This is a genomic window from Enterobacter cloacae complex sp. HYC080_NIDB (assembly GCF_056673325.1).
On record NZ_CP114212.1, the window covers coordinates 2227383 to 2247980 of the forward strand.

Genomic DNA, 20598 nt, shown 5'->3' on the forward strand with positions numbered 1-20598 from the left:
GTGGAGAACGAAAATGGCAAAGGATACAACGTTTGAAATTCGGGCCGGTCATGGCCAGCAGTTGGGTGCAAATTATGACGGGAAGGGGGTCAACTTCGCGCTGTTCTCCGCTCACGCTGAGCGGGTGGAGCTCTGTCTGTTTGACCCCTCCGGGAAAACGGAAATCGCCCGGCTCGAGCTTCCTGAATATACCCACGAAGTCTGGCACGGCTATGTGCCGGATCTGAAGCCCGGTACGCTTTACGGGTATCGCGTCTACGGCCCCTATGACCCGGAAAACGGTCATCGCTTCAACCCGCATAAACTGCTTATCGACCCCTATGCCCGCGAACTGGTGGGTGATATCGACTGGAACGAGGCCCATTTCGGCTATGCGCTGGGGCATGACGAATTAGATTTGAGCTTTGATACCCGTGACAGCGCCCCGTTCACGCCAAAATGTAAGGTTATCGACCCGAACGCCTGTGACTGGCAGGACACTAACCGACCCACTATCCCCTGGCCGAACACCGTGGTGTATGAAAGCCACGTAAAAGGGTTTACCCAGATGAACCCGGCAATTCCTCCCGAACTGCGGGGCACCTTTGAGGGGATGGGGCATAAAGCCTCCGTGGACTACATCAAAAGCCTCGGCATCACCTCGGTGGAGCTGCTCCCGGTTCACTGGTTCCCGGACGATCAACATCTTCTCGACCGCGGTCTGAAAAACTTCTGGGGCTATAACACGCTGGGCTTTTTTGCGCCGGCGTCGCGCTACTTCGGCCCGGCGGGGATCCAGGGCTTTCGCGATATGGTGCGCGCTTATCATGATGCGGGCATCGAGGTGATTCTCGACGTGGTGTATAACCACACGGCGGAAGGCAATGAGCTTGGCCCCACGCTCTCGTTTAAAGGCATTGATAACTACAGCTATTACCGCACGCTGCCTGACCAGCACCGGTATTACATCAACGACACAGGAACGGGGAACACGGTCAATACCTCTCACCCGCGTGTGCTGCAGATGGTGATGGATTCGCTGCGCTACTGGGCGGAGTCGATGCATATTGACGGTTTCCGTTTCGACCTGGGAACGATACTGGGCCGCGAGCCGGAAGGGTTTGATCCGCGCGGCGGCTTTTTCGACGCCATGACCCAGGATCCGGTTTTATCCCGACTGAAGCTAATTGGTGAACCCTGGGATATCGGCCCCGGCGGCTATCAGGTGGGCGGTTTTCCGCCAGGCTGGGGTGAATGGAACGACAAATACCGCGACACCGTACGCGAGTACTGGAAGGGGGACAACGTCTCTAACGACTTTGCTGCCCGTCTGCTGGGATCCGGTGACTTGTACGATCTGCGCGGGCGTCGCCCCTGGGCCAGCGTTAATTTCATCACCGCCCATGACGGCTTTACGCTGAATGACCTGGTGTCGTACAACGAGAAGCATAACGCCGACAACGGGGAAGAAAATAATGATGGCCATAACGATAACCGTTCATACAACTATGGCGAAGAAGGGCCGACGGAGAACCCGGATATTATTGCTACCCGCGAAAGGCAGAAGCGTAATTTCCTGACCACGCTGCTGTTTTCCCATGGTACGCCAATGCTGCTGGCCGGCGATGAGTTTGGCCGCACGCAGAAGGGCAACAACAACGGCTACTGCCAGGACAGTGAGATCTCGTGGATCGACTGGAAAGGACTCTCCGAGAACGACGCCGCGCTGCGCGAGTTTACCCGACGTTTGATTGCGCTTCGTGCCGCGCAACCGTTATTGCGTCGTGAAAGCTGGCGCGACGGGCTGGAGATCCGCTGGTTTAACGCCGGCGGCGGTCCGCAGCAGGCAGAGCAGTGGGATGAGGGCTCGACGCTCGGGGTGTCCATCAGCAGGCCCGATCTCAAACAGGAAGAGGGGATCTGGCACGATGTGCTCATGCTGTTCAACCCGTTTGAAGGCAGCGTGGCATTCCAGATCCCACAGTTTGGTGAAGGGGGATGGGTGCTGGAGCTGTCTACAGCCGATGACGCCGTGACCGGGAAGGCGATCACCGAAGCGGTAGAATTCGAGCTGGCCGGACGCAGCATTACTCTTTTCCGACGGCCCTGAGTTTACAGTGATGCCGCCGCCCTGGCGGCGGTGTCGTACAGGGAGGAAATCGTGCGTAACAGCTGCGCGGTTTCGCCAATGGATTTTCCTGCAATGCCGCTCTCCGCATGTATCGCGATCAGACACGCCTCCCGCACGTCGCGGTATTTCATACATAACGCTTTCCCTTCCTCCGTGGTGGAGAAAAAGAGCTCTTTTCCCGCTTTCTCACTTGTCACGTAGCCTGCTTTAACCAGCTTTTTCAGGGCATAAGTCACCACATGCGTATCTTCCACGTTGAGAACAAAACAGATATCAGCCAGCTTTTTCTTGCGGTCGCGGTGGTTCACATGGTGCAGAAGTGAGACATCAAAGGCGCCCATATCGGGTTCGCCGGCAGCCGTCATGCAGCGCACCATCCATTTGTTGAACGCGTTGCTGGTCATGATCAGCGCGTATTCCAGCTCTGACAGTTCCGCGCAGCGCTCGGACACCAGATGGCGGGACGAGACGATCCGGCCATCGTTGATGTCGTCGTGATGGGGTGAAGCACGCTTTTCTGAGGTCATAACGTTCCTTAGTCAGAAATGTAAACTCATCGATAAAATAAGAACATTTTATTGATAAATTGTTTACATGTTTTTGAGGTTCAGATATAGCTTTTTAGCGCAGGTTTTGCAAAGCCTGACGAAAACACAACATCGCTCGCCGCAAATTAAAAAAATAGCCGTCGGCGCGCAACGCTCACTTTCGATAGGGTAAACGTTATGGACGGTTCTACGCTGTTGCCGCTGATCGGGATACCGATCGTGGTTATTGGTTTTGCTTTGCGCTTCAACCCGCTACTGGTGGTCGTGGTGGCGGGGCTGGCGACGGGTCTGCTGGTCGGTATGGATTTCGGCATGCTGCTCGAGACCTTTGGCGAGAAGTTCGTCAATAGCCGATCGCTCGCGACCTTCATTCTGATCCTGCCGGTCATTGGTCTGCTGGAATATTACGGGCTAAAAGAGCGCGCCCAGGCCTGGGTCGCGAAGATCGCCAGCGCCACCTCGGCGCGCATTTTGATGCTCTACTTTGTCGCCCGTGAAGGCACGGCCGCGCTGGGGTTGATGTCGCTGGGCGGGCATGCCCAGACGGTACGCCCGCTGCTGGCGCCGATGGCTGAAGGGGCCGCTCTGAACGAGTATGGTGAACTGCCGCAGCATATCCGCGACAAAATCAAAGCCCATGCCGCCGCGTGTGACAATATCGCGGTCTTCTTTGGGAAGACATTTTTATCGCCTTTGGTGCAGTGCTGCTGATTGACGCGTTCCTGAAAGAGAACGGCATTCAGGGGATTGAACCGCTGCATATCGGCCTGTGGGCCATTCCGACGGCCATTGCGGCATTGATTATTCATATGACACGCCTGCTGCGCCTGGATGCCAGTATCCGTCGTGACGTGATGGCCTGGCGTGCAGAGCAGGCAACGCAGGGGGCCGCGCAATGATGACGCTTATCACCATTAACCGCGTGTACTACCTGATTGGCTTCGTCGTGATGTTGCTGGTGGTCATGACCCTGCGCGATCGCGCGAATCCGAAGCGTTTCACCACCGCGCTTTTCTGGTTTTTATTCGGCGGGATTTTCCTGTTCGGTGATCTGATGGTTCAGGAGCTCGGCAAATCGCTGGCGTACCGAATCATCGGCGGCAGCGTTATCGTTATCGCGCTGCTGGCGGGCTTTGGTCTTGTCGGAAAGGGGCACTACAAAATGGCCTCTGACGAGGAACGGGTTGCCTCGTCAAACCGGCTCAAAAACTGGCTGTTCCTGCCCGCGCTGATGATCCCCGTGGTGACGGTGATCGGGACGCTGTTCCTGAAGGGCGTGTCGATTGGCGGCGTTTATCTTCTCGACCAGAAACAGCTCACCCTTGCGGCGCTGTGCGTGGCCTGCGTCGCGGCGATCCTCACCGGCTGGTGGCTGACGAAGGGCACGCCGCTGCACGCGATTCGCCAGTCTCGCCGTCTTGTCGATACCATCGGGTGGGCGGTGATCCTGCCGCAGATGCTGGCCATGCTGGGTGGGGTATTCGTGGCGGCCAATACCGGTGACTCCGTACAAAAGGTAGTGAGCCTGTTTGTGAACCCGGATAACCGCTTCATGCTGGTGGTGATTTACTGCGTGGGGATGGCGCTGTTTACCATGATCATGGGTAACGCCTTTGCCGCTTTCCCGGTATTGAGTGCCGGTATCGCCTTACCGTTCCTGATTAACGTGCATCACGGTAACCCGGCGCCGTTGCTGGCGATTGGCATGTACGCAGGGTATTGCGGCACGCTGATGACGCCGATGGCCGCGAACTTCAATATCGTGCCCGCCGCGCTGCTGGAGCTGAAAGACAAATATCAGGTGATCAAGATCCAGATCCCGACCGCGTTAACCTTGCTGGTGGTGAACGTGTTCTTAATGTATTTCCTCGTTTTTCGCTAAGGAGCGGTTATGAAATTAACGCAACAACAGGCTGACGCGTTTGCCCGAATGCCTTTAACCTATTTGCGCCAGGAATACCCGAACCACATCATGCACCTGCTGAATGATGATGGTGATGTTCTGCCGCCTCGCGAACTGCACCCGATTTTCTACGGCTGTTTTGACTGGCACTCGGCCGTGCACGGCTACTGGTTGCTGCTGCGCTGCGTGCGTCTCTATCCCGAATTGCCGTGCCGGGATGAAATCGTCGCGCTATTCGACGAGCACCTGACCGAAGAGAACGTGGCTAAGGAACTGGCCTATTTTACTGCGCCGTTCCGCGCCTCGTTTGAGCGCCCGTATGGCTACGGCTGGCTGCTGGCGCTGGCCCAGGAACTGAAACAGTCTTCGCTGCCGCACGCCGCAGGCTGGTATCAGACGCTTGAACCGTTAACGCAGCATATTCGCAATCGTCTGGTGGATTACCTCGGCAAGCTCACCTATCCGATCCGCGTCGGGACGCATTACAACACGGCGTTTGCTCTGGCGCTGGCACTCGACTATGCGCGTACAGTGAGTGACAGCGGGCTTGAGCAGGCTATTCTGGCATCAGCGGAACGGTTTTATCTCGCCGACACGCGCTACCCGGCGCACTACGAGCCCGGCGGTGATGAGTATATTTCCGGTGCGCTGACAGAAGCGTTGCTGATGAGCAAGGTGGCAGATGACTTCCCGGCCTGGTTCGACGCGTTTCTGCCGGAGGTGGGCGCCGTTGCAGCCCTGATGAGCCCGGCGCAAGTGAGTGACCGTACCGACCCGAAAATTGCCCATCTGGACGGGTTAAACCTGAGCCGCGCCTGGTGTATGAAGCATATCGCAAAAGCGCTTCCCGCAAACCATCCGGCGCAGCAGGCGCTGCGTGATTCGGTGGCGAAACACCTGATGGCAAGCGTAGAGCATGTTGTCGGCAGCCACTACAGCGGCGGGCACTGGCTGGCGAGCTTTGCGCTGCTGGCGCTGGAGTAAATAAACGAGACGCCTTTCTTGCCGGGTGGCGCTGCGCTTACCCGGCCTACATTGTTCATTAAAATCAATATATTGCATATTATCTTGTAGGCCCGTGCAAGTGTAGCGCCGCCGGGCGCAGCCTGCTCGCGCTAAACAACACGGCGCCCGTCGAGGCTATGACGGCGATCCACAGCGCAACATGCACGATCCGGTCATCAAGGGTTTGGCCGGTTGTTGCCGCCAGCAGCACGCCCACCGTAGCGGCGCCGAGACATTGGCCGAATGTCCTGACGATAGACAACACGCCGGAGGCATAGCTGGCATAGTCTCGCGCCACGTTAGCGAGCATTTCCCGGTTATTGGGGCTCTGGAAGCAGCCAAACCCTATCCCGCAAACCAGGCTGCGCAGGCAGATGTTCCATACGGATGGGCTTTCCGGCAGGGTCGCCAGCAGAACCAACCCACCGACAAATATCATCAGCCCAAGGGTCGAAATCAGCGGCGCGGAAATCGTATCAGCCCAACGCCCCGCGTGCGGCGCAATCAGCACAATACCTATCGGCCACGGGGTAAAGAGCAGCGCAGAAACCACCGGACTGTAGCCATACACGCTCTGAAACAGGAACGGCAGCGCGACAAAGGTGATGCCCTGGCTCACAAACGAGGCCAGCGAGGTTAGCGCAGCGAGGGTAAAGCGTCCGTTTTGGAATATGACGGGCGGAAATAAAGGGTGACTTGCCCGCCGAATCCGCCAGATAAAGGCGAGGGCGCTCATCAGCGCGAGAAGTCCCCAGCCGATGGCTTCGTGATTAATGTGCTGCGTGACGCGCTGAAGACTGTTGGCCGTCATGATCGTGGCTCCCAGAAATGTTGCGGAGAGCACCGCGCCTGGCGCATCAAAGGAGGATTTATCACCCGCTGATTCCTTCGGTAAAGCGTGCCATGCCAGCAGCAGGGCGATGCAGCCTGGAATAAGGTTAATGGCGAACAGCCATTGCCAGCTCAGCGCGTTCAGAATCGTTCCGCCCAGCACCGGGGCTATCGCCGTGCTGGAGGCGATGAGCAGGGCGTGCAGCCCCAGAACGCGGCCAAGCAGTCTGCCGGGAAAAACGGATCGCAGGATTGCCGGGGCGATGCTCAGGGTGGCCGCGCCGCCGATGCCCTGCAGAATACGCATTCCGATCAGCACATCCGGGGTCTTCGCCAGCGCGCAGCCGAGAGAGGTAAGCGTAAAGGTAGCAAGCCCGGCCAGAAACACCGGGCGATAGCCCACGCGCGCCGCCAGCGCGGCAAAGATGGCGAGGGTCATGGCCGCTGACAGCAAATAACCGTTGGCGAACCAGACAGCAACATTGGCAGGAACCTGCATTGCGCTTGCCATGGAGGGGAGCGCGATGTTGATCATCGTCCCGTCAAAGACCCCCATCAGCGTGGTGGTCATCACGGCGGCCAGGACCCGGGCGCGCTCATGCCCGGATAAACCTTCATCGCCGGGCAGGTTTGAAAATAGCGTCATCGTCGTTACTCCAGAAAAGAATAGTAATGACGAAACTATAATCATCAGGTATACAGGGCGGAAGACGCAGCATTTGCACTTAATCGTTGCATATAACGCCTTATCTGAGGATTCCTCGTGACCGATCCTGACTTTAATCTGCTTGTCGCGCTCGATGTCCTGCTGGCCGAAGCCAGCGTGGCGGGCGCGGCGCGACGCTTAAACCTGAGCACCTCCGCCATGAGCCGAACCCTGAGCAGGCTGCGGGAGGTCACCGGCGATCCTATTCTGGTTCGGGCGGGTCGTCAGATGGTGCTGACCCCCTGGGCGGAAGCCACACGGGATCGCGCCCGCAACGCCGTACACGAGGCGAGGGCGGTGCTCCAGCCCTCCAGCGATACGCTGAAGGTCGAGAATCTGGCGCGCCTGTTCACCATCAGAGCCAACGACGGTTTTGTGGTGGCGTTTGGGCCATTGCTTATTGCCGCAGTCGCGAGTGTTGCCCCCGACGTTTGTATCCGTTTCTCCCCGAAACCTGAAAAAACATCGCGCTATCTGCGAGAGGGGCTTGTCGATCTGGAAATCGGCGTGCAGAGCAATATGGGGCCTGAAATACGTCTGCAACGGCTGTTTCAGGACAGGTTTGTTGGCGCAGTGCGCCAGGGGCATCCACTGGCTTCGCGCCCGTCAGTTAGCCTGCAGGATTATATCTCCTGGGGGCATGTGGTGGCCTCGCCCGACGGATCGTTACACGGTTTTGTCGATGACGCGCTGGCGGAACGCGGGATGAAACGTAACGTCGCCAGCGTTGTGCCTGGTTTCCCGACGGCGTTATCCGTGGCGCTGGCCTCCGATCTGATTGCCATGGTCCCGGCGCTGTATTTGCTCAATCAGCCCATGTCAGAACGCGTACACGTCTTTGAACTGCCGTTTAAAACCCGGAGCATTACCGTCTCACAGATGTGGCATCCGCGCATGGAAAAGGATCCCGCGCACCGGTGGCTCAGGGAGAAGGTGCTGGAAGTATGTCGGCCGGTTCGCTGACCGCTTAAACGGTTTTCTTCGGCACGGAAAGTATAAAGCGCGTCGATACCGCATCGGATTCCACACGGATTTTTCCGTGATGGGCGCTGACGATGGATTTCACGATGGCAAGGCCGATGCCGCTGCCTTCGCCTTTACGCTGTCTTGATGGATCCACCCGGTAAAAGCGGTCAAACAGCCTTGGCAGATGTTCTTCCGGGATCGGCGCGCCGGGGTTGGCAACCACCAGTTCAACATTGTTTTCCTGCTCTCTGAGTGAGACGGTCACAGCTTTTCCTTCCGGCGTATAGCGCAGGGCATTGGATAACAGATTGTTAATCGCCCTTCTGAACATCTGCGGATCGCCTTCTGTCAGGCAGGGCATTCCGTTAAATTTCAGCGTGACGTTACGTTCTTCCGCCCAGGCTTCGAAGAAATCGAACACTTTCATGACTTCAGCGCGCAAATCAAAGATCGCCCGGTCCGGGATGAGCTGATTATTATCCGCCTGCGCCAGGAACAGCATGTCGCTGACCATCCGGGTCATTCGGTTGTACTCTTCGAGACTGGAATACAGCACATCTTCCAGCTCCTTCTGAGAACGGTTCTGGCTCAGCGCAATTTCCGTTTGCGTCACCAGATTGGTAACAGGCGTTCTGATCTCATGCGCGATATCGGCGGAAAAATTGGCCTGGCGGGTAAAGACATCTTCTATTTTTTCAATCATATGGTTGAAAGAGATCACCAGCTGTTCCAGCTCAACGGGCACGCGGGACGGTTCAAGTCGCGCGTCGAGATTCTCTGAGGTGATATTTTTAATGGCGGTGCTGACGTTACGCAGAGGCAGATGGCCCTGGCGTACCGCAATACGAATGACAACAATAATCAGCAGACTGATTGCCGCGGCAATCGCGAAGAGATTCTTCTTCAGGGCATCCAGGTAGTGCAGATGAAAATTAATGGAGAGGCCAATCAGCATCACGTAGTCCTGCGATTTGCCCTGCAATGTCGCCGTGCCTGACGAGGCGATAATCCGGTACGTGTCCATTTTCATGTCGGGCCCCGCGTGCATGGAAGCAGCAGAGTCCTCCACCGTCCACAGAAAGACATCCTGGGTGCGACGGTGCACGTTAAAATCCGGTGTATTCATCGCAGGGCGTAATGCTGCCCCGTGTGCCGAGCTGAACAGGGTATTTCCCTGCGGATCCACAAGCAGAACGGCAACGTTGCGGTAACTGGCGATCGACTCGTTGAGTTTACTGATTTTCTTCCGCTCGGGTTCGGCAGGTGACTGTAGGATATGGTGCATCGCGGTGCTGATTTGCTGCAGATCGCTGATGTCCTGCTCAGCAAAATGCTTTTCAACGGAATGCACCATAAACCACGTGAAGGCGAAAAACGCCAGGATCGTGGAGAGACTGATAAAAAAGGTCAGCCGAAGAGCCAGCGAAAAAGGGCGCCGGAAAGGCTTAATGCGCATCCGGCGCCTCCAGCATATAGCCCACACCGCGCACCGTCTGGATCAGCTTGTGTTCATAATCGTTATCGATTTTTGCCCGAAGCCGTTTTACCGCCACATCAATGGCGTTCGTATCGCTGTCAAAGTTCATGTCCCACACCTGAGAGGCAATCAGGGAGCGGGGCAGCACTTCTCCCTGATGACGAAGGAAAAACTCCAGCAGGCTGAACTCCTTACTGGTTAACAGGATGCGATTCCCCGCCCGGCTCACTTTTCTCGACACGAGGTCAACCGTCAGGTCTGCCACCTGAAGCTGGCTTTCCGCAATCACCGTATTTCCGCGCCTCAGCAGCGTTCTTACCCGGGCGAGAAGTTCAGCAAAGGCAAAAGGCTTAATCAGATAATCATCCGCACCCAGCTCAAGCCCTTTGACCCGGTGTTCAATGGTGCCGAGCGCAGTGAGGAGCAGTATGGGCATTCCTTTCCCGGCCGAACGCAGCATGCGGACAATATCCCAGCCGTTCACGTCGGGAAGCATAATATCCAGAATCAGCAGATCGTATTCCGCAGTCATGGCGAGATGGTAACCGTTGAGGCCATTGTCAGCGTGGTCGACGATAAACCCCGCTTCAGTCAGTCCCTTGCTGAGGTATTCACCGGTTTTCATTTCGTCTTCGACGATCAGTATCTTCATCTTGCTCCCCTGACTGGCTGCTGACGACATTCTATTGTGCTCGCGGCCGTTAACAATGACTTACGTTAAAAATGACAACATTGTCATTATCCTGTCACCCGTCAAACAGGATGCGTTCAGTAGAGTGACCCTAAAAATACTCTGGACTTCATTTGAACCATTATGTTCCTGTTAAAACGACTTAGCATCAGTACGGTATTTTTCCTGACAGGCTGCGTCTCGCTGGCGCCTGAGTACCAGCGACCCGCGTCACCGGTGCCCCAGCAGTTTTCGTTATCCCGAAATGGCCTGACACCTGCGGTGGCGGGGTATCAGGATACCGGCTGGCGTCACTTTTTTGTCGACCCCCAGGTCGTTGGGCTGATCAGCGAAGCCCTGGAAAACAACCGCGATTTAAAAATGGCCGCCCTGAAGGTTGAAGAAGCCCGGGCGCAGTTCACGGTGACGGATGCGGATCGTTATCCTCAGCTGAATGCCTCCTCGGGTATCACCTATAGCGGCGGTCTGAAAAGTGACAAACCTGCCTCGCAGCAGTACGACGCAGGTCTTGCAGTAATAAGCTATGAACTCGATTTCTTCGGCAGGCTCAGGAACATGAGCGAGGCTGACAAACAAAACTTTTTTGCCAGCGAAGAAGCCCGTCGTGCGGTGCATATTCTGCTCATTTCTAACGTGTCGCAGAGCTATTTCAACCAGCAGCTGGCCTATAAACAACGCCGTATTGCGCAGGAGACGCTGAAGAATTACCAGCAATCTTACGCGTTCGTTGAGCAACAGCTGGTGACCGGCAGTACAAACGTCCTGGCGCTGGAGCAGGCCCGGGGGCAGATTGAAAGCACTCAGGCAGAGATAGCCAAAAGAGAGGGTGAACTGGCGCAGGCCAATAATGCCCTGCAGCTGGTCCTCGGAACGTATCGCGCACTGCCGGGCAACAGCGGCATGAACGCCAGCGATATTGCGCCGGTCAGGCTGCCGCCTCATCTTTCATCAGCGATACTGCTGCAGCGCCCGGATATTATGGAGGCGGAGTATCAGCTTAAAGCGGCCGATGCGAATATCGGTGCGGCACGTGCTGCCTTTTTCCCGTCCATTTCACTGACCAGCGGACTTTCAACGGGCAGCACGGAACTCTCCAGCCTTTTCACGACGGGCAGTGGGATGTGGAATTTTATCCCTAAAATTGATATCCCCCTGTTTAATGCAGGCAGAAATAAAGCCAACCTGAAGCTGGCTGAAATTCGCCAGCAGCAGTCGGTTGTGAATTACGAACAAAAAATTCAGTCCGCCTTTAAACAGGTTGCTGACGCGCTCGCGCTGCGGGAAAGCATTAACCAGCAAATTAATGCCCAGCAGCGGTATCTTGATTCGCTAAATATCACCCTGCAACGTGCCAGAGGGTTATATTCCAGCGGTGCGGTGAGCTATATCGAAGTGCTTGATGCAGAACGTTCTCTGTTCTCCACGCAGCAAACTCTTCTCGACCTTATTTATGCCCGTCAGGTGAATGAAATTACGCTCTTCACCGCACTGGGTGGCGGTTGGGTCGAATAAATTCATTTAATTAAACAGGAAAGTAAAAATGCGTAATTCACTTAAAACCGTTGTCCTCGGTGCGATCGCCGTAATGTTTTCTGCCAGCCTTCAGGCCGAGGTTCATCAGCACGCAGGAATGAATGTTGCCAGTGAAGGAACCTCAGAGCAGATTATTAAGGGGACCGGCATTATCAAGGATATTGATCTCACGAGTAAAAAAGTCACTATTGCCCATGATGCTATCCCGGCGGTGGGCTGGCCCGCGATGACGATGCGTTTCACCTTTCTTCAGGCTGACGAGAGTATTTCGGCCCTGAAAGTCGGTAGCCACGTTGATTTTTCGTTTGTCCAGCAGGGCAATATCTCTTTACTGAAGAGCATTAAATAGCGAGAAGTAGCATGGCATCTTTAAAAATAAAATACGCTGCCATGATAGTCAGCAGCCTTATTGCAGGAGGGCTGATATCCGTCACGGCATGGCAGCATATTCACGCCTCTGCAAAACCTGAAAATCAGGTTTCTGAAAGAAAGGTACTTTTCTGGTAAGACCCGATGAAGCCAGACGTTAAATTCGATAAACCTGGCAAATCACCGTTTATGGATATGGATCTGGTGCCAAAATATGCGGATGAAAATGATGATAAAAGCGGTGCCGGAATACGCATTGACCCCACGCAGGTCCAGAACCTGGGGTTAAAAACGCAAAAAGTCACTCGCGGAACGCTGAATTATAGCCAGACGATCCCAGCCAATGTCAGTTATAACGACTATCAGTTTGTTATTGTGCAGGCGCGCGCGGAAGGTTTCGTTGAGAAAGTATACCCGTTGACGACCGGCGACCATGTCAGGAAAGGCACGCCGCTGATTGATATCACCATTCCGGACTGGGTAGAGGCGCAGAGTGAGTTTTTGCTGCTATCCGGTACCGGTGGAACGCCTGTGCAAATCAAAGGCGTACTTGAACGTCTTCGGCTGGCCGGGATGCCGGATGAAGATATTCAGAAGCTACGGGCGACCCGAACTATCCAGACCCGATTTACCATTAAGGCTCCCATTGACGGGGTTATCACGGCGTTTGACCTGCGCACCGGCATGAATATTTCAAAAGATAAGGTGGTCGCTCAAATTCAGGGGATGGATCCGGTCTGGATCGGCGCGGCGGTCCCTGAGTCTATTGCTTATCTGCTGAAAGACACGTCGCAGTTTGAGATTTCAGTACCCGCTTACCCTGATAAATCCTTTTCGGTTGAAAAATGGAACCTTCTGCCGAGTGTGGATCCCAGCACCCGTACGCTGCAGGTGCGCCTGCAGGTCTCCAACAAAGACGAGCGTCTGAAACCGGGCATGAATGCGTATCTCAAACTGAATACGCAAAGTCCGGAGATGCTGTTGATCCCGTCCCAGGCCGTTATTGATACCGGAAAGGAACAGCGCGTGATTACCGTCGATGCAGAGGGGCATTTTGTGCCGAAACCGATCCACGTTCTGCATGAATCTCAGCAGCAGTCCGGTATTGGTTCAGGCCTCAACGAAGGGGAGACGGTGGTGGTTAGCGGCCTGTTCCTGATTGACTCCGAGGCCAATATTACCGGCGCGCTGGAGCGCATGCGTCACGCTGAAACAGCAGACAACACGCATTCAGGTCATTAAGGGGACGATGATGATTGAATGGATTATCCGGCGGTCCGTCGCCAACCGTTTCCTGGTGATGATGGGGGCGCTGTTTCTTAGCATCTGGGGCGCATGGACCATCATCAACACACCGGTCGATGCCTTGCCCGATCTGTCTGACGTTCAGGTGATTATCAAAACCAGCTATCCTGGCCAGGCCCCACAGATAGTTGAAAATCAGGTGACCTATCCGCTCACTACCACCATGCTGTCGGTACCCGGTGCCAAAACGGTGCGCGGTTTTTCTCAGTTTGGTGATTCGTATGTGTATGTCATTTTTGAAGACGGTACTGATTTGTACTGGGCCCGGTCGCGCGTACTGGAGTACCTGAACCAGGTTCAGGGTAAACTGCCTGCTGGCGTGAGTTCACAAATCGGCCCGGATGCCACGGGGGTGGGCTGGATATTTGAATATGCGCTGGTCGATCGTTCCGGTAAGCACGATCTCGCAGAATTGCGCTCTCTGCAGGACTGGTTCCTGAAATTTGAGTTAAAAACCATCCCCAACGTGGCTGAAGTGGCATCGGTTGGCGGCGTGGTTAAGCAGTATCAGATCCAGGTCAATCCGTTAAAACTGGCCCAGTACGGCATAAGCCTGCCGGAGGTTAAGCAGGCTCTTGCGTCGTCGAACCAGGAAGCAGGGGGATCGTCGGTTGAAATGGCGGAAGCGGAGTATATGGTCCGCGCCAGCGGCTACCTTCAGACGATAGACGATTTCAATAATATCGTGCTGAAAACCGGTGAGAACGGTGTCCCGATTTACCTGCGCGATGTTGCTCGCGTACAAACGGGGCCGGAAATGCGCCGCGGTATTGCTGAGCTGAACGGGCAGGGGGAAGTGGCGGGTGGCGTGGTGATCCTGCGCTCGGGCAAAAATGCGCGTGAAGTCATTACGGCGGTGAAGTATAAGCTGGAAACGTTAAAGGCCAGCCTGCCGGAAGGCATCGAGATTGTGACGACCTACGATCGCAGCCAGTTAATCGACAGAGCTATCGATAACCTGAGCGGCAAGCTGCTTGAAGAGTTTATCGTGGTGGCCATCGTCTGTGCGCTGTTCCTCTGGCATGTCCGCTCTGCACTGGTGGCGATTGTCTCTCTGCCGCTCGGCCTGTGTATTGCCTTTATTGTGATGCATTTTCAGGGACTGAACGCCAACATCATGTCGCTGGGGGGCATTGCCATTGCCGTCGGTGCGATGGTGGATGCGGCCATTGTGATGATTGAAAACGCGCACAAACGGCTGGAAGAGTGGGATCATCAGCATCCGGAAGAGCAGATCGACAACGCCACCCGCTGGAAGGTGATCACCAATGCCTCTGTGGAAGTGGGGCCCGCACTGTTTATCAGCCTGCTGATCATCACCTTATCGTTTATTCCCATCTTTACCCTTGAGGGACAGGAAGGGCGACTGTTTGGTCCACTGGCCTTCACGAAAACGTACTCCATGGCGGGGGCGGCCATGCTCGCCATCATCGTTATCCCCATCCTGATGGGCTTCTGGATCCGCGGAAAAATCCCCGCAGAGAACAGTAACCCGCTGAACCGACTGCTGATTAACGCCTATCATCCGCTGCTGATCAGGGTTCTCCACTGGCCAAAAGCCACCCTGTTGGTTGCAGCCTTATTTATCTTCACGGTTATCTGGCCGCTGAGCCAGGTTGGCGGTGAGTTTTTACCGAAGATCAACGAAGGCGACCTGCTGTATATGCCCTCGACCTTGCCCGGTGTGTCTCCGGCAGAAGCGGCGGCGCTCCTGCAAACCACGGACAAACTCATCAAAACGGTGCCTGAAGTGGCGTCTGTTTTCGGCAAGACAGGTAAGGCAGAAACGGCAACGGATTCCGCACCGCTTGAAATGGTGGAAACCACGATTCAGCTCAAACCAGAGGATCAGTGGCGGCCCGGCATGACGATTGACAAGATTATTGACGAACTGGATAACACCGTTCGTTTGCCAGGCCTGGCTAACCTGTGGGTTCCGCCTATTCGTAACCGCATTGATATGCTCTCCACCGGGATCAAAAGCCCGATAGGTATCAAAGTGTCCGGTACCGTTCTGTCTGATATCGACGCCACGGCGCAGCGCATCGAGGCGGTCGCCAAAACGGTGCCTGGCGTGGTGTCTGCTCTGGCGGAACGTCTGGAGGGCGGGCGTTACATTGATGTGGATATTAACCGGGAAAAAGCCGCCCGCTACGGAATGACGGTGGGCGATGTGCAGCTGTTTGTCTCTTCGGCCATTGGCGGCGCAACGGTAGGTGAAACGGTGGAAGGCGTCGCCCGCTACCCGATCAATATTCGTTATCCTCAGGACTACCGGAACAGCCCGAATGCGTTAAAACAGATGCCTATCCTGACGCCGATGAAACAGCAGATCACGCTGGGCGATGTGGCTGATATTAAGGTTGTTTCCGGCCCCACGATGTTGAAAACGGAGAATGCCCGGCCAGCCAGCTGGATTTACATTGATGCACGGGGCAGGGATATGGTATCGGTGGTGAACGACATTAAGACGGCCATCAGTCAGAACGTGAAGCTGATGCCAGATACCAGCGTGTCTTTCTCCGGACAATTTGAGCTTCTCGAACATGCCAATAAGAAGCTGAAACTGATGGTACCGATGACGGTGATGATCATCTTCATTTTACTGTACCTGGCGTTCCGTCGCGTGGATGAAGCAATGCTGATCCTGATGAGTCTGCCGTTCGCCCTGGTCGGTGGAATATGGTTTCTCTACTGGCAGGGTTTCCATATGTCAGTCGCAACCGGAACCGGATTTATCGCCCTGGCCGGGGTCGCAGCGGAATTTGGGGTCGTTATGCTGATGTATTTACGTCATGCCATTGAAGCGCAACCGGAACTGTCCCATCGGGAAACGTTCACAGAACAAGGGCTTGATGAAGCACTTTATCATGGTGCCGTGCTCCGTGTGCGGCCAAAGGCCATGACCGTCGCGGTGATCATTGCGGGCCTGCTGCCAATACTTTGGGGGACTGGTGCCGGTTCGGAAGTTATGAGCCGGATAGCGGCACCCATGATCGGCGGGATGATCACAGCGCCGCTGTTATCGCTGTTTATCATTCCTGCGGCTTACAAGTTGATTTGGTTGCGCAGGCATAAAAAGCCATAAAAAAATCCCGCTGTAATGGCGGGATTTTTACGAGATGAATGCTTAACGCGCCTGGCTGATAAGCTTGCGCCAGGCTCTGTTATGCAGAGTAAACAGCAGCATCTTATAAAAGGCGGTGGAAAAAATACAGCTGCCGCTAAGCAGTAACATGACGATACTCACTAGCGCCGCGGTCAGACTGACGCCCGGAGAAGTACTCTCGCTCAGCGCGGCAAGCAGATAAGCTGCTGTTAACAAAAGGCTTATCACCGTCAGCGTAAAATGTAACCGCACAGCGCGCATGCTGCCTTTGCCAATCATAAACATCGTCACACCGTTAAGGCCAGCGAACAGCAGGGCGACCAGCACAACCCACACGAATACGCGCTCGGCTGGCTGGTCGAGTGCGGTGAGTATGCCGTAACCCAGCCACAGCTGCGGAATGGCGAAACTGACAATCACCCCGAGCGTACTGACCGCCGCCGGAATACCCATGGTATGTAGGCCTACAGGCTTACCCATTTCTTCGGCCAGCTGCGTCTTGATCTGTTGCAGCTGCGTCGGGGCGGCATTGTTTATGTTGACGGCCACCTTGTTACAGTGTTGCAGTCGACGGGATAAAACATTAAACATTTGAATACTCAGCGATTAGGCACACATGTTGATTTATATGATCGTATGGAAAAGATTCCGTTCAAGAGCATCACGGCATTTTTTAATAAGTATCTCGATAAGCGATAGTAGAAGGGAAGGCAACTATGAAGGTTTTGTTTGACCTGCTCCCCGTTGATTAATACACCGTGATGTTAGTAATGTCTTCATAAGCCACATGAGGACATCCCCATGAAGAAGCGTTTTTCCGACGAACAGATCATATGTATTCTCCGCGAGGCCGAAGCCGGCGTTTCTGCCCGTGAGCTCTGCCGTAAGCACGCCATTTCCGACGCCACCTTTTACACATGGCGTAAGAAGTATGGCGGTATGGAGGTGCCTGAGGTTAAGCGCCTGAAGTCGCTTGAGGAAGAGAACGCCAGACTCAAGAAGCTGCTTGCTGAAGCCATGCTGGATAAGGAGGCGCTTCAGGTGGCTCTTGGGCGAAAGTACTGACGACAGACCAGAAGCGGGAAGCCGTGGAAGTCATGTGCGAGGCTAAGGGTCTGTCGCAACGTCGTGCCTGCGGGCTGGCAGGTCTGTCCCTGTCAACCTGCCGATATTCGGCTCAGCGTCCGGCTGCTGACGCGCAGCTGTCTCTACGCATCACAGAGCTGGCACTTGAACGCCGCCGTTTTGGTTACCGGCGTATCTGGCAGCTTCTGCGACGTGAAGGTCTTTGCGTTAACCACAAGCGGGTTTACCGCATCTATCAACTTAATGGCCTGAGTGTAAAACGCAGACGACGTCGTAAAGGGCTGGCAACAGAACGTCTGCCGCTGCTCCGCCCGATGGCGCCCAATCTGACCTGGTCAATGGATTTCGTCATGGACGCACTGGCCACAGGTCGCAGGATCAAGTGCCTGACCTGCGTGGATGATTTCACAAAGGAATGCCTGACGGTCACTGTTGCCTTCGGGATTTCAGGCGTGCAGGTCACGCGTATTCTGGACAGCATTGCGCTGTTTCGCGGCTATCCGGCTACGATAAGAACCGATCAGGGCCCGGAGTTTACCTGCCGCGCACTCGATCAGTGGGCTTTTGAGCATGGTGTGGAGCTGCGACTTATCCAGCCCGGCAAGCCAACGCAGAACGGATTTATTGAGAGTTTTAACGGACGCTTTCGTGATGAATGCCTGAATGAGCACTGGTTCAGCGATATTGTTCACGCCAGGAAGATCATTAATGACTGGCGACTGGATTATAACGAGTGTCGACCACATTCATCACTGAATTACCTGACGCCGGCTGAATTTGCAGCGGGCTGGCGAAACGGGAAATATGAAGAAAAACCAACCGACATTACTAACTGAAGGTTGTATCTAACTCTGGGGGCAGGTCAGGTGACATATCTTGGTATGCCAGATTCATATATCTATAGTTGAGATACTTAAGGAATCGGCCAACGTTTCTGACGTGGTTACCATAGGTGGACTTGTTGGTTCTGGAGAGTGCCGAATGTAAAAACCCGTTAGAGATTATGTCGGTCTCGTCACTCAGGTGCTGCTTCCCGAGCAGATAAGTAAAGAAGCCATCAAGCTCCCTGATAAAACAGGAGATATTGTAGCCAGACCGATAGAAATCGTAGTCAAATGTTTGTTTATGCTTCTTATAGTAATAGACGTAAAAGAAACGCAGCGAACACAAAATGTTTTCTTGAGTCCCTAGGCTTTTCTTGCTCAGTTCATTCATTCCATAAATTGTGGCGAACATGACCGGTAGGGTAGTCACATCATCAACTATGAGATGAGTTCTCTGGTTGTTCCTCGATAAATGTAAGATGGTATATGCCATGAACTTAGCGGATGCCCCGTAATTTTTGTGTTATGAAGTCATCGTAAGTCCACAACTAAACTTTGGCAACTGACTGATTCATCGGTAAGTTCCTGAAAGAGAGGGACTCATGAACTTAAGAGCAAACCCACCATATTTAACATAATATACATTATGCGCATTTACATTTGTCAGCACAAAGCGTTATTGTCGTCTCAGCACAATTCACACGCGTCGTGTACGCTAAGCCTTCATTTTGCTCAGCACAGGACCGCGATCTTATGTTGGTGACTATGACAGACAAAGAACTTTACCGGCTTGGCATCATTCAGCGAGTATTTGACCGGGCTTTGCTTCAGCGCGACGCAGCAGACATACTTAAGCTCAGTGTTCGTCAGGTGCAGCGTCTTGTGCGTCTGTACCGGACAGATGGCGCAACCGCATTTGCATCTTCCCGCCGTGGACGTCCTGCAAACAACCGGATCGATGAAGAAACACGCTGTAAAGCCCTGGATTTGATCCGGTGCCACTATTCAGATTTTGGCCCAACGCTCGCAACCGAAAAACTGGCTGAACGCCATCATATATATCTCTCCGTTGAAACCATCCGTAACTGGATGACAGCCGACGGTCTCTGGCGTCCTCATTCCCGCCGGCGAACCCGGGTTTACCAGCCGCGCTATCGTCGCGACTGTTTCGGCGAACTGGTTCAGATCGATGGCTCTCACCATGACTGGTTCGAAGGAAGAGCCCCAAAATGCTGTCTTCTGGTCTTCATGGATGACGCCACAGGTCGCCTGATGCACCTGCGATTCTGTGATTCAGAAAACGCGTTTGACTACATGATGGCTACCCGGCAATACATTGATAAACATGGTAAACCTGTCGCATTTTACAGCGACAAGCATGCGGTGTTCAGGGTCAGCGGACCCGAGAGCCGACGTACCGGCACAACCCAGTTCGGACGGGCTCTCCGGGAACTGGCGATCGAATTGATTTGTGCCAACAGCAGCCAGGCAAAAGGTCGCGTGGAACGGGTAAATAAAACGCTCCAGGATCGACTGATTAAAGAGATGCGCCTGCAGAACATCAGCTCGGTTGCTGAAGCCAATCAGTGGATTGAACATTTCATGTCTGATTTTAACCGTCGTTTCTCCCGGCCGGCAAAATACCCTAAAGATCTGCACCGTGCGGTCACACAGAGTCCACTGGAGCTGAATGATATCTTCGCCTGGCAGGAGCTACGGACCTTATCGAAAGCACTGACTTTTCAGTATGATAAAGTCATGTATATCATTGAACCCACCGAACAAAATACGCGCATAGCAGGTGAAAAAATTACCGTTTATGATTACCCTGACGGAAGCATTACTTTCCGGCATCAGCACCGGCCACTGGGTTATAAGATTTTCGATAAACTGACCTGCGTTGATCAGGGGGCGGTTGTTGATAACAAACGACTGGGTGCCGTTCTGAGGCTGGCACAGCAGAAACAGGACGAGCTGGAGGCTGAAGGAAAGCGAATGCGCAGTACAAAAATGCCCCGCAGGCGCGCTCAGGAGCGTGCACTGGAAGAGCTCAGGGCGATCAACCCGGTGCTGGCCAGTCCGCAGGATTTTATCCCCAGCCTGAAGCGATGAGCCCTTCCCTCACCTGTGGATCT

14 protein-coding genes and 2 pseudogenes are annotated in these 20598 nt (G+C 54.5%); 11 read left to right on the forward strand and 5 right to left on the reverse strand.

Translation table 11 applies throughout. The annotated features are described in order from the left end of the window. Nucleotides 1–13: 13 nt before the first annotated feature. A complete protein-coding gene (glgX, locus tag O1723_RS10535) occupies nt 14–2089 on the forward strand; it encodes a glycogen debranching protein GlgX (RefSeq protein WP_023337316.1) in 2076 nt (691 codons plus the stop codon). A 2-nt stretch (nt 2090–2091) separates the two neighbouring features. On the opposite strand, the gene O1723_RS10540 is transcribed toward glgX, so the two are convergent. Continuing rightward, nucleotides 2092–2637: a winged helix DNA-binding protein gene (locus O1723_RS10540; protein WP_014883867.1), complete on the reverse strand. Its 546-nt coding sequence runs from the start codon at nt 2635–2637 to the stop codon at nt 2092–2094. A gap of 198 nt (nt 2638–2835) precedes the next feature. Between O1723_RS10540 and O1723_RS10545 the strand changes: the two are divergent. The 3 genes and pseudogenes from O1723_RS10545 to O1723_RS10555 all read left to right on the forward strand — a co-directional run bounded on the left by O1723_RS10545 (nt 2836) and on the right by O1723_RS10555 (nt 5545). Further along, nucleotides 2836–3557, forward strand: a pseudogene (locus O1723_RS10545) (DUF969 domain-containing protein). Continuing rightward, the gene (locus tag O1723_RS10550; RefSeq protein ID WP_023330441.1) at nt 3554–4540 is read left to right on the forward strand and encodes a DUF979 domain-containing protein; all 987 of its coding nucleotides are present in this window, start codon (nt 3554–3556) and stop codon (nt 4538–4540) included. Before O1723_RS10545 ends, O1723_RS10550 begins: the two are co-directional and overlap by 4 nt. A 9-nt stretch (nt 4541–4549) precedes the next feature. Continuing rightward, complete coding sequence (locus O1723_RS10555) at nt 4550–5545, forward strand: DUF2891 domain-containing protein (protein WP_248191050.1); 996 nt, start codon at nt 4550–4552, stop codon at nt 5543–5545. A 79-nt stretch (nt 5546–5624) separates the two neighbouring features. Here O1723_RS10555 and O1723_RS10560 read toward each other — a convergent pair whose 3' ends face one another. Beyond that, nucleotides 5625–7043, reverse strand: coding sequence for an MFS transporter (locus O1723_RS10560; protein ID WP_023337314.1), 1419 nt, complete (start codon nt 7041–7043; stop codon nt 5625–5627). Between the two features lie 117 nt (nt 7044–7160). On the opposite strand from O1723_RS10560, the gene O1723_RS10565 reads away from it, so the two are divergent. Beyond that, a complete protein-coding gene (locus O1723_RS10565; protein WP_014883862.1) occupies nt 7161–8066 on the forward strand; it encodes a LysR family transcriptional regulator in 906 nt (301 codons plus the stop codon). 4 nt (nt 8067–8070) lie between these two features. On the opposite strand, the gene O1723_RS10570 is transcribed toward O1723_RS10565, so the two are convergent. Together O1723_RS10570 and O1723_RS10575 are read right to left on the reverse strand one after the other, a co-directional pair. Continuing rightward, on the reverse strand, nt 8071–9525 hold the full coding sequence (locus O1723_RS10570) for a Cu(+)/Ag(+) sensor histidine kinase (protein ID WP_023337313.1): 1455 nt from the start codon (nt 9523–9525) through the stop codon (nt 8071–8073). After that, nucleotides 9515–10198: a copper/silver response regulator transcription factor gene (locus O1723_RS10575; protein WP_014883860.1), complete on the reverse strand. Its 684-nt coding sequence runs from the start codon at nt 10196–10198 to the stop codon at nt 9515–9517. The genes O1723_RS10570 and O1723_RS10575 overlap by 11 nt, the downstream gene beginning before the upstream one ends. Nucleotides 10199–10360: 162 nt before the next feature. On the opposite strand from O1723_RS10575, the gene O1723_RS10580 reads away from it, so the two are divergent. The 4 genes and pseudogenes from O1723_RS10580 to silA all read left to right on the forward strand — a co-directional run bounded on the left by O1723_RS10580 (nt 10361) and on the right by silA (nt 16532). Beyond that, on the forward strand, nt 10361–11749 hold the full coding sequence (locus tag O1723_RS10580) for an efflux transporter outer membrane subunit (protein WP_023337312.1): 1389 nt from the start codon (nt 10361–10363) through the stop codon (nt 11747–11749). 28 nt (nt 11750–11777) lie between these two features. Further along, nucleotides 11778–12119: a cation efflux system protein CusF gene (gene cusF / locus O1723_RS10585; protein WP_023330435.1), complete on the forward strand. Its 342-nt coding sequence runs from the start codon at nt 11778–11780 to the stop codon at nt 12117–12119. Nucleotides 12120–12130: 11 nt separating this feature from the next. Then, nucleotides 12131–13381: pseudogene (locus O1723_RS10590) on the forward strand (efflux RND transporter periplasmic adaptor subunit). A gap of 10 nt (nt 13382–13391) precedes the next feature. After that, the gene (gene silA / locus O1723_RS10595; RefSeq protein ID WP_248191053.1) at nt 13392–16532 is read left to right on the forward strand and encodes a CusA/CzcA family heavy metal efflux RND transporter; all 3141 of its coding nucleotides are present in this window, start codon (nt 13392–13394) and stop codon (nt 16530–16532) included. Between the two features lie 42 nt (nt 16533–16574). Here the strand turns inward: silA and O1723_RS10600 are convergent, their stop codons facing one another. Continuing rightward, nucleotides 16575–17144: a hypothetical protein gene (locus O1723_RS10600; protein ID WP_023337309.1), complete on the reverse strand. Its 570-nt coding sequence runs from the start codon at nt 17142–17144 to the stop codon at nt 16575–16577. 210 nt (nt 17145–17354) lie between these two features. On the opposite strand from O1723_RS10600, the gene O1723_RS10605 reads away from it, so the two are divergent. Then, nucleotides 17355–18475, forward strand: a protein-coding gene (locus O1723_RS10605) for an IS3-like element ISKpn34 family transposase (RefSeq protein WP_100245182.1) whose coding sequence is annotated in 2 segments (ribosomal slippage) — nt 17355–17613 and nt 17613–18475 — 1122 coding nt in all. Because the reading frame shifts where the segments join, the coding sequence is not laid out codon by codon here. 753 nt (nt 18476–19228) lie between these two features. Next, nucleotides 19229–20575 carry an ISNCY family transposase gene (locus O1723_RS10610; RefSeq protein WP_077253535.1) on the forward strand — a complete coding sequence of 449 codons (1347 nt, stop codon included), beginning with the start codon at nt 19229–19231 and terminating at the stop codon, nt 20573–20575. Nucleotides 20576–20598: the final 23 nt, after the last annotated feature.

What these genes read in the sequence shown, in the direction of transcription:
- glgX (WP_023337316.1), top strand. Translation starts at nt 14, where the DNA reads ATGGCAAAGGATACAACGTTTGAAATTCGGGCCGGTCATGGCCAGCAG.
- O1723_RS10540 (WP_014883867.1), bottom strand. Translation starts at nt 2,637, where the DNA reads ATGACCTCAGAAAAGCGTGCTTCACCCCATCACGACGACATCAACGAT.
- O1723_RS10550 (WP_023330441.1), top strand. Translation starts at nt 3,554, where the DNA reads ATGATGACGCTTATCACCATTAACCGCGTGTACTACCTGATTGGCTTC.
- O1723_RS10555 (WP_248191050.1), top strand. Translation starts at nt 4,550, where the DNA reads ATGAAATTAACGCAACAACAGGCTGACGCGTTTGCCCGAATGCCTTTA.
- O1723_RS10560 (WP_023337314.1), bottom strand. Translation starts at nt 7,043, where the DNA reads ATGACGCTATTTTCAAACCTGCCCGGCGATGAAGGTTTATCCGGGCAT.
- O1723_RS10570 (WP_023337313.1), bottom strand. Translation starts at nt 9,525, where the DNA reads ATGCGCATTAAGCCTTTCCGGCGCCCTTTTTCGCTGGCTCTTCGGCTG.
- O1723_RS10575 (WP_014883860.1), bottom strand. Translation starts at nt 10,198, where the DNA reads ATGAAGATACTGATCGTCGAAGACGAAATGAAAACCGGTGAATACCTC.
- O1723_RS10580 (WP_023337312.1), top strand. Translation starts at nt 10,361, where the DNA reads ATGTTCCTGTTAAAACGACTTAGCATCAGTACGGTATTTTTCCTGACA.
- cusF (WP_023330435.1), top strand. Translation starts at nt 11,778, where the DNA reads ATGCGTAATTCACTTAAAACCGTTGTCCTCGGTGCGATCGCCGTAATG.
- silA (WP_248191053.1), top strand. Translation starts at nt 13,392, where the DNA reads ATGATTGAATGGATTATCCGGCGGTCCGTCGCCAACCGTTTCCTGGTG.
- O1723_RS10600 (WP_023337309.1), bottom strand. Translation starts at nt 17,144, where the DNA reads ATGTTTAATGTTTTATCCCGTCGACTGCAACACTGTAACAAGGTGGCC.
- O1723_RS10610 (WP_077253535.1), top strand. Translation starts at nt 19,229, where the DNA reads ATGACAGACAAAGAACTTTACCGGCTTGGCATCATTCAGCGAGTATTT.